The sequence below is a fragment of the Novosphingobium bradum genome, assembly GCF_042646485.1.
Lineage (GTDB): Bacteria > Pseudomonadota > Alphaproteobacteria > Sphingomonadales > Sphingomonadaceae > Novosphingobium > Novosphingobium bradum.
Genome location: NZ_JBHRTQ010000005.1, coordinates 1 through 11,787, shown reverse-complemented (window position 1 = coordinate 11,787; position 11,787 = coordinate 1). Strand labels below are relative to the sequence as shown.

General features: G+C 67.7%; 14 protein-coding genes. 8 read left to right on the top strand and 6 right to left on the bottom strand.

All coding sequences use genetic code 11. The features are described from left to right. Nucleotide 1 precedes the first annotated feature (1 nt). Together ACFOD9_RS05180 and ACFOD9_RS05175 are read right to left on the bottom strand one after the other, a co-directional pair. The gene (locus ACFOD9_RS05180; RefSeq protein ID WP_379509027.1) at nucleotides 2–241 is read right to left on the bottom strand and encodes a hypothetical protein; all 240 of its coding nucleotides are present in this window, start codon (nucleotides 239–241) and stop codon (nucleotides 2–4) included. Nucleotides 242–475: 234 nt separating this feature from the next. Then, entirely contained in the window at nucleotides 476–1,384 is a 909-nt protein-coding gene (locus ACFOD9_RS05175) for a fructose bisphosphate aldolase (RefSeq protein WP_379509026.1), read from the bottom strand. A gap of 171 nt (nucleotides 1,385–1,555) precedes the next feature. Here ACFOD9_RS05175 and ccmA point away from each other — a divergent pair, with 171 nt between their 5' ends. Genes ccmA through ACFOD9_RS05160 form a run of 3 tightly spaced genes read left to right on the top strand, consistent with a single transcriptional unit; the run spans nucleotide 1,556 to nucleotide 3,259 of the window. Next, nucleotides 1,556–2,146, top strand: a complete 591-nt coding sequence (gene ccmA, locus ACFOD9_RS05170) for a heme ABC exporter ATP-binding protein CcmA (RefSeq protein ID WP_379509025.1) — start codon at nucleotides 1,556–1,558, stop codon at nucleotides 2,144–2,146. Then, a complete protein-coding gene (locus ACFOD9_RS05165; RefSeq protein WP_379509130.1) occupies nucleotides 2,146–2,802 on the top strand; it encodes a heme exporter protein CcmB in 657 nt (218 codons plus the stop codon). Before ccmA ends, ACFOD9_RS05165 begins: the two co-directional genes overlap by 1 nt. 4 nt (nucleotides 2,803–2,806) lie before the next feature. Further along, entirely contained in the window at nucleotides 2,807–3,259 is a 453-nt protein-coding gene (locus ACFOD9_RS05160) for a hypothetical protein (protein ID WP_379509024.1), read from the top strand. Between the two features lie 17 nt (nucleotides 3,260–3,276). Here the strand turns inward: ACFOD9_RS05160 and map are convergent, their stop codons facing one another. Continuing rightward, nucleotides 3,277–4,101 carry a type I methionyl aminopeptidase gene (gene map / locus ACFOD9_RS05155; RefSeq protein WP_379509023.1) on the bottom strand — a complete coding sequence of 275 codons (825 nt, stop codon included), beginning with the start codon at nucleotides 4,099–4,101 and terminating at the stop codon, nucleotides 3,277–3,279. 42 nt (nucleotides 4,102–4,143) lie between these two features. Then, nucleotides 4,144–4,875 (bottom strand): DUF3298 and DUF4163 domain-containing protein, encoded by a 732-nt coding sequence (locus ACFOD9_RS05150; protein WP_379509022.1) that lies wholly within the window; start codon nucleotides 4,873–4,875, stop codon nucleotides 4,144–4,146. 50 nt (nucleotides 4,876–4,925) lie between these two features. Here ACFOD9_RS05150 and ACFOD9_RS05145 point away from each other — a divergent pair, with 50 nt between their 5' ends. The 5 genes from ACFOD9_RS05145 (at nucleotide 4,926) to glnA (ending at nucleotide 9,885) form a co-directional block, all read left to right on the top strand. Further along, a complete protein-coding gene (locus ACFOD9_RS05145) occupies nucleotides 4,926–6,323 on the top strand; it encodes a leucyl aminopeptidase family protein (RefSeq protein ID WP_379509021.1) in 1,398 nt (465 codons plus the stop codon). A 120-nt stretch (nucleotides 6,324–6,443) separates the two neighbouring features. After that, nucleotides 6,444–6,818: an SH3 domain-containing protein gene (locus tag ACFOD9_RS05140; protein WP_379509020.1), complete on the top strand. Its 375-nt coding sequence runs from the start codon at nucleotides 6,444–6,446 to the stop codon at nucleotides 6,816–6,818. Between the two features lie 10 nt (nucleotides 6,819–6,828). Further along, nucleotides 6,829–7,758 (top strand): N-acetyl-gamma-glutamyl-phosphate reductase, encoded by a 930-nt coding sequence (gene argC, locus ACFOD9_RS05135; RefSeq protein ID WP_379509019.1) that lies wholly within the window; start codon nucleotides 6,829–6,831, stop codon nucleotides 7,756–7,758. 275 nt (nucleotides 7,759–8,033) lie between these two features. Then, a complete protein-coding gene (locus tag ACFOD9_RS05130; RefSeq protein WP_379509018.1) occupies nucleotides 8,034–8,372 on the top strand; it encodes a P-II family nitrogen regulator in 339 nt (112 codons plus the stop codon). Between the two features lie 103 nt (nucleotides 8,373–8,475). Further along, nucleotides 8,476–9,885 carry a type I glutamate--ammonia ligase gene (glnA, locus tag ACFOD9_RS05125; protein WP_379509017.1) on the top strand — a complete coding sequence of 470 codons (1,410 nt, stop codon included), beginning with the start codon at nucleotides 8,476–8,478 and terminating at the stop codon, nucleotides 9,883–9,885. Between the two features lie 149 nt (nucleotides 9,886–10,034). Here the strand turns inward: glnA and ACFOD9_RS05120 are convergent, their stop codons facing one another. Then, nucleotides 10,035–10,361 (bottom strand): GIY-YIG nuclease family protein, encoded by a 327-nt coding sequence (locus ACFOD9_RS05120; protein ID WP_379509016.1) that lies wholly within the window; start codon nucleotides 10,359–10,361, stop codon nucleotides 10,035–10,037. Between the two features lie 140 nt (nucleotides 10,362–10,501). Continuing rightward, nucleotides 10,502–11,677 carry a BaiN/RdsA family NAD(P)/FAD-dependent oxidoreductase gene (locus tag ACFOD9_RS05115; protein ID WP_379509015.1) on the bottom strand — a complete coding sequence of 392 codons (1,176 nt, stop codon included), beginning with the start codon at nucleotides 11,675–11,677 and terminating at the stop codon, nucleotides 10,502–10,504. Nucleotides 11,678–11,787: the final 110 nt, after the last annotated feature.

Sequence of the window (11,787 nt, the reverse complement as noted above, 5' to 3'; positions counted from 1 at the left end):
ATCAGCTCAGGAAGGCACTCACCGCCATGAAGCAGGCGACATAGGCGATCAGGAAGTCCTTCACGTCCTGCGCGGTCAGGCCCGAACGGCGCGGCGGCGCCTCCGCATCCGCTTCCGGCGGCCGGAAGGCATCGATCCGCGCCTGCACTTCCGGTTCGTGGCGCGGCAGGCGGCGCAGGGTCCGCAAGGGCAGCGTGGCGCGGAACGGATGGCGGGCGGTGCCGAAGGTCGCGGTACTCATGCCGGAAAGAATTAACGCGGCGCTAACTTTGTTCCAGAGCCGCGCCGCCCCGATTTGCCCACCATCCCGGAACGGCACAGACCGGGCGACAAGCCCCAACGCAAGACGCCGGACAGGTGGCCCTGCCCGGCATCTTGCGTTCCGGTCGAGAGGTGGCGGCCCTCCCCTACCCCCTCCCGACCCGGGAGGGGGTAAATGGCGCCCTTCCTGATCCGGGAGGGGCGAGGGATCGAATCAGGCGGCGATGGCGGCCGTCTTCCTGGTCGATCCGGCGTGGATCTCGTCGATCGCGCCGGCCAGCGAGGCGTCGAATTCATCGTCGCTCATGTGCGCGCGCAGGTCTTCCAGCAGGGCGCGGCTGAAGCTGGCGATGATCCCGGCGTTCTTTGCCAGTTCCACGCAGGCTTCGGGGCGCTTGTAGCCGCCCGACAGCGCGACCACGCGCAGCACCTTGGGGTGCTTGACCAGCGGATCGAAGGTGCCGGCCACCACGGGGAGCGACAGCTTGAGCATGACCTGCTGGCCTTCGGGCAGTTCATCCAGGTTCTTGAGGATTTCGGTGAGCAGGATCGCATCGCACTCGGCGCGGGTTTCGCTCTTGATGTTCACTTCCGGCTCGATGATCGGCATCATCCCGTGGGCCAGGACCTGCTTGCCGACCGCGAACTGCTGCTTCACCACGGCGGCGATCCCTTCGGCATTGGCCGAATTGATCACCGAACGCTCCTTGGTGCCATAGACGCCCAGCGCACTGGCCTTGGTGAGCAGGGCATCAAGCTCGGGCATCGGCTTCATCAGCTGGACGCCATTGGCTTCGTCTTCCAGGCCCTTGTCGATCTTGATGAAGGGCACCACGCCCCGCTCGATCAGGGCTGCGGGAACGCTCTTGCCATCCACCGTGCCGTCCATCGTGCGCTCGAACAGGATCGCGCCGATCACCTTGTTGCCGCTGAAGGCGGAAGACCGGATGATCCGGCAGCGCATTTCGTGGATCAGGCCGAACATTTCCTCTTCGGTGCCCCAGGCATCTTCCGTGACGCCATAGCCGGCGAGCGCCTTGGGGGTGGAGCCGCCCGACTGGTCAAGCGCGGCGATGAAACCCTGGCCGGCGGCCATCTTGGCGGTCATTTCGGAAGTCTGCATGAGGTTCTTGCCCTTTTCCCTGATGATCTTGAGCCCAACGCGCCGAGGCCGATTCCCGGCGGGCGCATACGTATGCTGGGCTCCATAGCAACATTCGCGGCCGCCGCAATGGGGGGAGATCCGCGACCTTCGCCTTGGCGCGGGGACGCGCTTGCCCTAGACCGCGCGCCCATGGACCAGGGCCACATCCGCGCGACGAACATCGCCTGCCGCCGGGGCGAGCGCGTGCTGTTCGCCCGGCTGTCGCTGGCGCTCGGCGCGGGCGAGGCGCTTCATGTCACCGGCCCCAACGGGGTGGGCAAGTCCAGCCTGATCCGCGTGCTGGCCGGCCTGCTTCCGGCCTTTGCCGGCGAAGTGGAGCTGCACGGCGGCGCCGGCCTGGTGGATGAACGCCCCGCGCTCGATCCCCACCTGCCGCTCGCCCGCGCGCTTGCCTTCTGGCAGCGGATGGATGGCCCTGCGCCCGAGGCGGCGGCCGCTGCGGTCGCGCGGCTCGGCCTGGCCGATCTGGGCGACGTGCCGGTGCGCTTCCTGTCCACCGGCCAGAAGAAGCGCGCCGCCATGGCCCGGCTGATCGCGCAGGGCGCGCCGGTCTGGCTGCTGGACGAGCCGCTCAACGGCCTCGATTCGGCCGCCGTCACCCTGATCGAAGGGCTGGTGGCCGAGCATTGCGCCGCCGGCGGCCTGGCCGTCGTCGCCTCGCACCAGCCGATCGCGCTGCCCGGCGCCATGCGGCTGGCCATCGCGGACTTTGCCGCGTGATCCGGCAGCTCGGCACGCTCCTGCGCCGCGATCTCGCGCTGCTCCTGCTGGGTGGACGGCGCGGCGGGGCCATGCTGCCGCTGGTGTTCTTCCTGGCGGTCGCCACGCTGTTTCCCTTCGGTGTCGGCCCAGATCCCAGATTGCTCGCGCGCACCGGCGGCGGGGTGATCTGGGTCGCCGCGCTGCTCGCCGCGATCCTCCCGCTTGACCGGCTGATCGAACCCGACGTGGAACTGGGCCTGTTCGACCAGTGGGCCTTGCGCGGGATCGGCGAGGAATGGATCGTGGCCGTGCGCGTGCTGGCCCACTGGCTGAGCTTCGGCCCGCTGCTGATGCTGGCCGCCTTGCCCGCTGCCGCCCTGCTGGGGCTGGACGGGGCGACGGTGCGGGTGCTGGAGCTGGGCTTGCTGGCGGGAACGCCGGGGCTGGCGGCGGTTGGCGTTACCGTGGCGGCCTTGACGGCGGGCCTGCGCGGCGGGGCGGCGCTGGCCGGCCTGCTGGTGATCCCGCTGGCCGTGCCGCTGCTGGTCTTCGGCGCGGGCAGCCTGGCGCCCGGCGGCGAAACCGGCGTGGCGCTGACCGGGGCGGTCAGCCTGGTGCTGCTGGCGATGGCGCCCTTTGCCGGCGGCGCTGCGGTTCGCGCTGCAAGGGGATAATCAGATGTGGAATTCAATCTGGCACCTGCGCGGCTCAGTTGAACTTGAACCAGAAACGACCAATGAAGATGCACTCACGCAGATAGAATCGCTGCTTTCTGGACAAATGAAAGTCATCTCAAGCGCAGGAGAAGACTTCATAGAGTTTGGCGATTCTTGGCGCTTCTGGTTTGGCCCCAGCAACCGGGGCTTGGCAATGGCGGTGTACGACCAAGGAAGGTTCCAGATCGACGACAGGGGAGCGGGCAAGATTGTTCAATATGACCTAAGCAGCCTCACCGATTTTCTATTCTGTCTGCTGGGCGCGTGTGTATTTTTCGCGTTCGCGTCAGCCGGTTCTAGTTTGGCGTATGGAGCAAAAATCGGAACATTCGCTTTTGCGTGGCTCTACGGAATAAACATGATTCTCGCGCGACTGCGAATTCCGCGAGCTATTCGCAAGGCACTCGGTAGCTAGCGCCTGCAACCTGCAATTCAATACGGCGGCTTGTGCAAGCCCTTGGGGCTGAGCGTGAAAATTTCGCAGCCGTCTTCGGTGATGCCGATGGAATGCTCGAACTGGGCCGAGAGCGAACGGTCGCGGGTGACCGCGGTCCAGCCGTCGTCCAGCATCTTCACGCCCGGCTTGCCGAGGTTGATCATCGGCTCGATGGTGAAGAACATTCCGGGCCGCAGTTCCGGGCCGGTGCCGGGCCGCGCGGCGTGGATCACTTCGGGGGCATCGTGGAACAGCCGGCCAAGGCCATGGCCGCAGAATTCGCGCACCACGCCGTAGCGGTTGCCCTCGGCATGGGCCTGGATCGCCGCGCCGATATCGCCCAGCCGCCTGCCCGGCCTGGCCTGCTCGATCCCGATCATCAGGCACTCGTAGGTGACGTCCACCAGCCGGCGGGCCTTGAGCGGAACGTCGCCCACCAGGAACATCCGGCTCGAATCGCCATGCCAGCCATCGAGCAGCGGGGTCACGTCGATGTTGACGATATCCCCGTCGCGCAGGACCTTGTCGCCCGGAATACCGTGGCAGATCACGTTGTTGATCGAGGTGCAGCACGAATGGGCATAGCCGCGATAGCCCAGCGTTGCCGGCACCGCGCCGCCATCCAGCGTCATCTGGCGCACCAGGTCGTCAATCGCCCCGGTGGTCACGCCCGGCTTTACCAGCGGGGCCAGCGCGTCGAGGATTTCCGCCGCGAGCCGCCCGGCCCGGCGCATCCCTTCAAAGGCCGCGGGGCCATGCAGCTTGATCGTGCCGTCGCGCAGCAGGGTCTCGTCACCGGTGACAGTCTGGTATTGATTCATCCCGCTTCCATAGCGAAGGCCGCCCGCTTTTGCGAGGCAGGTTTAATTGCCCGCCGCAAAGCTGGCCCGGAATTGAAGCCGGACCGCCGCCAGCACGGCCGCGCTCACCGGCACGGTCACCTCGTAGCTGCCTTCGGCATAGGGGCCGGCTTCGTAGGGCGCGACCAGGATGCCGATCCGGTCGAACAGGCGGTGCGAGCGCGAACCGAGCAGGACTGTCTGCTTCACCGGATCGATGCATTCCTCGAAAGGCGCCGTGCCGCCGGGCTTCACCGGTTCACCGCGCCGCTCCGCCCGCTGGCGATCCAGCGCGGCGCAGAAGTCCTTGCGGATCGCCGCCGAAAGGGCCGCGCGCGAAGTGAACAGGTCCAGCGGATTGCGGGGGCGGGACGCCTTGCGATCCCACAGCATCGCCCCCGACCAGCGCATCCCGTGAGCGCCGCCGGAATAGGTGTCATAGGCGGCGGACAGGCTGAGCCAGCCCGGCAGGCTGGCGACAACCTGCCAGGTCTGGCTGTAATCGTGCTTGCGGACCGGAAAGCCGCCGCGCCGCGCTTCGGCCGCATCGGCGGCGGCCTCGCGGCGAACCCTGGCCAATTGCCGCGCCCGGTCCGCCTCCAGCCGGGCGCGAAGCGCGGGAATGGCCGCGACCGGCGGGGGAATGGTGTAGTCAAAGGCATAAAGCCGGTTGGCCGGGGCTGTCCATTCGCCGGGGCTGGCGGCCAGGGCCGGCATGGAGATCAGGGCGGCCAGTAGGGCCAGCGTGGGCTTCATCGTCATTTCCTCTCGACCCGTGCCTTATCGCGCGCCAAGATTGATGGAACATGACCGACAGACACGCCCTGATCCAGGCCGACCGTGGCCAGAATGCCATTGCCATCCATCTGGTGACCAAGGACAGCCTGGCCGAGTGGACGAAGCGCCTTTCCGCCGGCCAGCGCGCCGCGATCGCCGCGCAGAAGTTCGAGGGCGCCGGCTACGAACACGCGATCGTGCCCGATGGCGATGGCTGGTTCGCGGTGGCGGGCGTAGCCGATCCGTCGGCGCTTTCCTCGTGGTGCCTCGCCAGGCTGGCCGATGTCCTGCCCGGCGGAACCTATCGACTGGCGGAGCACGAAACGGGCCGCGCGCTGTTCGGCTGGGTCAGCGGGCAATACCGGTTCGACCGCTATCGCAGCGAGGCGAAGGACGAGGAGCCGCGAATCCTGCTGACCAAGGACGCCAGGGCGATCGATCCAGCCCTGCGCGAGGCCGGCGCGGTCGAACTGGTGCGCGATCTGGTCAACACGCCCGCCGAAGACATGGGGCCGGCGGAACTGGAAGCGGTCGCCGCCGCCCTGGCCAAGGCCCATGGCGGACGGCACGGGGCCGAACTCCACGTGACCAAGGGCGATGCGCTCGAACAGGACTATCCGATGGTCCACATGGTCGGCCGTGCCGCCGGGCGCGCCCATGCCCCGCGGATGATCGAGCTGGAATGGGGCGATCCAGCCCACCCGCGCGTGGCGATCGTCGGCAAGGGGATCTGCTTCGATTCGGGCGGGCTCGATATCAAGCCGTCGGGCGCGATGCTGCTGATGAAGAAGGACATGGGCGGCGGCGCCCACGCCCTCGCCCTCGCCCGGCTGGTGATGGAACATGGCTTGGCGGTGCGCCTCCACTGCCTGGTGGCGGCGGCCGAGAACGCGGTTTCGGGCAATGCGTTCCGCCCCGGCGACGTCTTGCGGAGCCGAGCGGGAATCACGGTCGAGGTGGGCAATACCGATGCCGAGGGGCGGCTGGTGCTGGGCGATGCGCTGGCCCGGGCCGGCGAGAAGGCTCCTGCCCTGGTGATCGATTTCGCCACGCTGACCGGCGCGGCGCGAGTCGCGGTCGGCCCTGATCTCCCGGCCCTGTTCGCGCGCGAGGATGCCACCGCCCACGCCCTGATCGAGGCCGGCGCGGCCTGCGACGATCCGTGCTGGCGGCTGCCGCTGTGGGACGGCTACCGCGAATACCTCAAGAGCGACGTGGCCGATCTGGGCAACAATTCCACCAATGGCTTTGCCGGCGCCTCGGTGGGCGCGCTATTCCTCGATCGCTTCGTGCCGGCGGGCACCGACTGGGCGCATTTCGACACCTATGCCTGGCGGCCGGCGGGAAAGCCCGGCCGGCCCAAGGGCGGCGACGCGCTGGGCCTGCGCGCGGCCTGGCATATGCTGAAAGCGCGCTACGGCGCCTGAGGCCGCGCCGGGAACGGCCACGCCACCCCCGGCTGCGGCAAGCCGACGGCCTGTCGCCTTGCCCTTCGCCGCGCGATTGTCTAAGCGCGCGCCTTCGAAGATTAAGGGGTCTCCAAAGAGTTGCCGCACGACGGGTCATCCGAACTGGCTGCGATCATCGCGCCGGGGGCAAGTTTCGCCCTCGCCGGGCCGAGCGTGAAGCTCGACGCGGCGCACCTGCCCGTGCGCGGCGACCTTGCCCACATCCGCCTCGCCGGCAAGGTGTTCGTGCCGCACTATGTCGTGCCGATCGCCCATGCGGTAAACGGCAACGGCGCTGCGCTCCATGCGGCCGGCCGGGCCGAATCCGACGTGATCGGGCAACTGGCCACCGGCACGGTCTTCAACGTGCTCGACATGGCCGGCGTGGCGCCCAACGCCTGGGCCTGGGGCCAGGTTGGCGAGGATGGCCCGGTGGGCTACGTTCCGCTGGCCGCGCTCCACCCGCTGCCGTAAGCTGGCGCCCATGACCCACCAGGTATTCATCGATGGCGCGGTCGGCACGACCGGCCTCGAAATCAAGGAGCGGCTCGCCGGCCGGGCCGAATTCAGCCTGATCACCCTGCCCGAGGATCGCCGCAAGGACGATGCCGCGCGCAGCGAGGCGCTCAACGCCGCCGATTTCGTGATCCTGTGCCTGCCAGACGATGCCGCCCGGGCTGCCGTCGGCATGATCGCCAACGATCGCACCCGCGTGATCGATGCCTCGACCGCCCACCGCGTGGCGCCGGGCTGGACCTATGGCCTGCCCGAGATCATCGGCCGCGAGGCCGTGGCCGGGGCCATGCGGGTGGCCAATCCGGGGTGCTATCCCACCGGCTTCATCGCGCTGCTCGCCCCGCTGGTGCGCGACGGGCTGCTGCCGGCATCCTGGCCCTACACGGTCAACGCGGTTTCCGGCTATTCAGGCGGCGGCAAGGCGCTGATCGAACGGTTCGAGGCCGATCCCGACATCGCCTTTCGCGCCTATGGCCTGGCCATGGGCCACAAGCACGTGCCCGAGATGCAGCGCTATGCCGGGCTTGATCACCCGCCGGTCTTCGCCCCGGCGGTGATCCCGGCGCATCGCGGCATGGTGGTCGAAGTGCCGCTGCCGCTGGCCGCCATCCCCGGCGCCGCCACGCCCGATGCCCTGCGCGCCGCGCTGGCCCGGTACTATGCCGGTTCGGCGCTGGTCCGCGTGCGCGACGAGAGCCCGGACGAGCTGCTCCTGCGCCGGTCCACCCCGGCCTGGGACGGGATCGATCTTCACGTGTTCGGCGCCAAGGACGGCACCCAGGCGCGCCTCGTCGCCGTGCTCGACAATCTCGGCAAGGGCGCCAGCGGGGCGGCGGTGCAATGCCTCAACCTGATGGCCGACCTGCCCGAGACCGCCGGGCTGACCCTGCCCGGCTGAAACGGCATCCTGCCCAAAACTCAGGCAGTTCTGCACAAATATGCGGCAACTGCCTTGACTATCCCCCTGCCCGTAATTCGTCCCACTTGTGCAGCATGGTGCGAATCGTTCGATTCCGGTCTTTTCGCGGCCGCAACCTTGGCCTAGGCAGCAGGGGACGCCTTGGCACGATTCTTGATAATCATCGGGCAAAGGCGATTTGGACATCCGGCCCGCAAGGCCCCACGCAAGCTGCGCGGGCGCCAACCGGGACGACGCGCAGGGGTCTGACTGACGTGAAAAAGATCGAGGCGATCATCAAGCCGTTCAAGCTCGACGAGGTGAAGGAAGCGCTCCACGAAATCGGCGTCTCCGGCATCACCGTCACCGAAGCCAAGGGCTTTGGCCGCCAGAAGGGCCACACCGAGCTTTATCGCGGCGCCGAATATGTCGTCGACTTCCTGCCCAAGGTGAAGCTCGAGGTCGTCGTCAGCGACGCCCTGGCTGATCGCACGGTCGAGGCTATCGCCGCCGCCGCGCAGACCGGCCGCATCGGCGACGGCAAGATCTTCGTCATGCCCGTGGAGAGCGCGCTGCGTATCCGCACGGGCGAACGGGACGATGCCGCCATCTGACCCGCGGGTCGGCCCGGCATCGAGGGGCTGAATTACCAACCAGTTTCGCGCCGCACCGGGCCATCCCGGGCGGCGGAAAAAATCCGAGAAAGAGGGATCACGAATGACCAAGGCTAGCGACGTCCTGAAGCGCATCAAGGACGAGGAAATCGAGTGGGTCGACCTGCGCTTCACCGACCCGAAGGGCAAGTGGCAGCACCTGACGATGGTCGCCGGCATCCTCACCGAGGGTGAACTGGAAGACGGCCTGATGTTCGACGGTTCGTCGATCGAAGGCTGGAAGGCCATCAACGAATCGGACATGATCCTCAAGCCCGACCTCGATGCGATCTACGTCGATCCGTTCTCGGCCACGCCGATGCTGATCATCAACTGCGACATCGTCGAGCCGTCGACCGGCGAGCTCTATGGCCGCGATCCGCGTTCGTGCGCCAAGCGCGCCGAGGCCTATGTCCGCGCCGGCGGCTTTGGCGACACCGTCTATGTCGGCCCGGAAGCCGAGTTCTTCCTGTTCGACGACGTGCGCTTCTATGACGGCTACGACGGCAACGGCTTCAAGATCGACGACATCGAGCTGCCGACCAACTCGAACCGCGAATACGAAGCCGGAAACCTGGCTCACCGTCCGCGCGCCAAGGGCGGCTACTTCCCGGTCGCCCCGGTTGATAGCTGCGTCGACATCCGCGGCGAGATGGTTTCGACCATGATCGAGATGGGCCTGCCCTGCGACAAGCACCACCACGAAGTGGCCTCGGCCCAGCACGAGCTTGGCCTGACCTTCGGCACCCTGGTGCAGACCGCCGACCGGATGCAGGTCTACAAGTATGTCGTCCACCAGGTCGCCCAGGCCTATGGCAAGACCGCGACCTTCATGCCCAAGCCGATCATGAAGGACAACGGCTCGGGGATGCACACCCACATCTCGATCTGGGACAAGGGCAACCCGCTGTTCGCCGGCAATGGCTATGCCGGCCTGTCCGATATGTGCCTCTACTTCATCGGCGGCGTGATCAAGCACGCCAAGGCGCTGAACGCCTTCACCAACCCGACCACCAACAGCTACAAGCGCCTGGTGCCGGGCTATGAAGCCCCGGTGCTGCTGGCCTATTCGGCCCGCAACCGTTCGGCCTCGTGCCGCATCCCCTATGGCGCCGGTTCGAAGGCCAAGCGCGTGGAATTCCGCTTCCCCGACGCGATGGCCAACCCCTACCTGTGCTATGCCGCCCTGCTCATGGCCGGCCTCGACGGGATCAAGAACAAGATCCACCCGGGCGAAGCCATGGACAAGAACCTCTACGACCTGCCGCCGGCCGAACTCGCCGCCGTGCCGACCGTCTGCGGTTCGCTGCGCGAAGCCCTGGACTCGCTCGAAGCCGACCACGCCTTCCTGCTCGAGGGCGGCGTGTTCACCAAGGACCAGATCGAGAGCTACATCGAACTGAAGTGGCCGGAAGTGCTGCGCTGGGAAACCACGCCGTCGGCCGTCGAGTTCGATATGTACTACTCGGCCTGATCCTGCGGGACCGGCTAGAAGAAAGGGGCGCTCCGGGAAACCGGGGCGCCTTTTTCGTTAGGGGGGGGCGAGAACGGCGGGCGCGTAAGCGATACCCGGTCCGGTCAAATCAAAACCTATCGTCGCCCCGTGCTCAACACGGGGCTTGGCTACCTTGCGGCGCCGGGATCAGACACCTGACCAACGGGATGCCACTGCTCCCACAGGTCCAGCCATTCCGGGTTGTCCGCCTCAATCAGGGCAAACTTCCATTCCCTGCGCCACTTCTTGACCAGCTTCTCGCGGGTAATCGCTCGCTCGATGTCCTCGTGGCGTTCAGCATAGACCAGCCGCTGTTTGAAGAAGTCGGCGACATGGATCGAGCCTTGTCCTTCGCGGTGTTGCCACTCCCGCCGGATCAGATTGGCCGTGCCCCCGACGTACATTCCACCGCGATAGCGGTTCGCCATGATATAGACCCAGCCGCCCTTCTTCATTTGCGCGTCATGCCAAACGTCGGGACGCAAGAAAAGCCAAGCCCGGTGTCAAGCACGGGGCGACGACGGGTCAGGAGGGCTGATTGTCCGGAATTGCGGCCGCAAGCTGCCGTTCCGGACAGGGCCGCTGGCTCCCCCACCTAGACCGCCTGCCCCGCCGCCCAGCCGCTGGCCCAGGCCCACTGGAAGTTGTAGCCGCCCAGCCAACCGGTCACGTCGACCGCCTCGCCGATCACGTAAAGCCCCGGCATCTTGCGCGCCTCCATGGTCTTGGAGGACAGTTCGGCCGTGCTGATCCCGCCGACCGTCACTTCCGCCTTGGCGAAACCTTCGCTGCCGGTGGGGCGGAAGGTCCAGCCCGCCAGCCGCGCCTCGGCCGCGCGCAAGGCCTTGTCGGTGGTTTCGCCCAGCACCCCGGACAGGCCCAGGCGCTCGGCCAGGGCATCGGCCAGCCGCGTGGGCAGCAGGCCGCGCAGCACCGCCTGAAGGCTGGTGCGCGGCCGCTCCTGCTTGGCCGCCAGCAGCCACCCGGGCGCGGCATCGGGGAGGAAATCCACCGCCACCTCCTCGCCGCGCCGCCAGTGCGACGAGACCTGGAGGATCGCCGGCCCGGAAAGCCCGCGGTGCGTGAACAGAGCCGCCTCGCGGAAGGCAGCCTTGCCGCAGCCCGCCACCACCTCGGTCGCCACGCCTGAAAGCTCGCGGAACAGCGCATCCTCGCCGGAGAGGGTCAGCGGGACCAGCGCCGGGCGCGGTTCGACGACCTTGAGGCCGAACTGGCGGGCGAGATCATAAGCCAGGCCCGTCGCGCCGAGCTTGGGAATGGACGGGCCGCCGGTCGCCAGCACCAGCGCGGGGGCGCTGGCCTCGCCGCTGTCGGTGCGGACGGTGAAGCGGCCATCGGCATGGCTGACCGCGCGGATCGTCTCGCCGCAGCGCAGGGTGACCGCCCCCTTGTCGCACTCTGCCAGCAGGAGGTCGACGATCTGGCGGGCAGAGCCATCGCAGAACAATTGCCCCAGCGTCTTCTCGTGCCAGGCGATCCCGTGGGCCTCGACCAGGGCCAGGAAATCCTGCGGCCCATAGCGGCTGAGCGCCGAGCGGGCGAAATGCGGATTGGCCGAAAGGAACCGTTCGGGCGCGGTGTGGAGGTTGGTGAAATTGCACCGCCCGCCGCCCGAGATCAGGATCTTGCGCCCCGGCTCGTCGGCATGGTCCAGCACCAGCACGCGCCGCCCGCGCTGCGCGCCTTGCGCGGCGCACATCAGCCCGGCGGCGCCGGCGCCCAGCACTATGGCATCGTAAGTGGCGGTCATCGTGAGCCGCCCTAGCAGCAATCGGGCGCGCGGGAAGCCTTTCGGGCTAGGGTCCGTACTCAATAAGGTTGCGCGGGAGGCTGTTGGCTGATTCAAGGTGTCCGAGGAGG

Excerpts from the sequence above, each read along its gene's own strand:
- ACFOD9_RS05120 (WP_379509016.1), bottom strand. The coding sequence starts at position 10,361 with ATGAAGAAGGGCGGCTGGGTCTATATCATGGCGAACCGCTATCGCGGT.
- ACFOD9_RS05160 (WP_379509024.1), top strand. The coding sequence starts at position 2,807 with ATGTGGAATTCAATCTGGCACCTGCGCGGCTCAGTTGAACTTGAACCA.
- ACFOD9_RS05145 (WP_379509021.1), top strand. The coding sequence starts at position 4,926 with ATGACCGACAGACACGCCCTGATCCAGGCCGACCGTGGCCAGAATGCC.
- glnA (WP_379509017.1), top strand. The coding sequence starts at position 8,476 with ATGACCAAGGCTAGCGACGTCCTGAAGCGCATCAAGGACGAGGAAATC.
- ACFOD9_RS05180 (WP_379509027.1), bottom strand. The coding sequence starts at position 241 with ATGAGTACCGCGACCTTCGGCACCGCCCGCCATCCGTTCCGCGCCACG.
- argC (WP_379509019.1), top strand. The coding sequence starts at position 6,829 with ATGACCCACCAGGTATTCATCGATGGCGCGGTCGGCACGACCGGCCTC.
- ACFOD9_RS05150 (WP_379509022.1), bottom strand. The coding sequence starts at position 4,875 with ATGAAGCCCACGCTGGCCCTACTGGCCGCCCTGATCTCCATGCCGGCC.
- ccmA (WP_379509025.1), top strand. The coding sequence starts at position 1,556 with ATGGACCAGGGCCACATCCGCGCGACGAACATCGCCTGCCGCCGGGGC.
- ACFOD9_RS05175 (WP_379509026.1), bottom strand. The coding sequence starts at position 1,384 with ATGCAGACTTCCGAAATGACCGCCAAGATGGCCGCCGGCCAGGGTTTC.
- ACFOD9_RS05115 (WP_379509015.1), bottom strand. The coding sequence starts at position 11,677 with ATGACCGCCACTTACGATGCCATAGTGCTGGGCGCCGGCGCCGCCGGG.
- map (WP_379509023.1), bottom strand. The coding sequence starts at position 4,101 with ATGAATCAATACCAGACTGTCACCGGTGACGAGACCCTGCTGCGCGAC.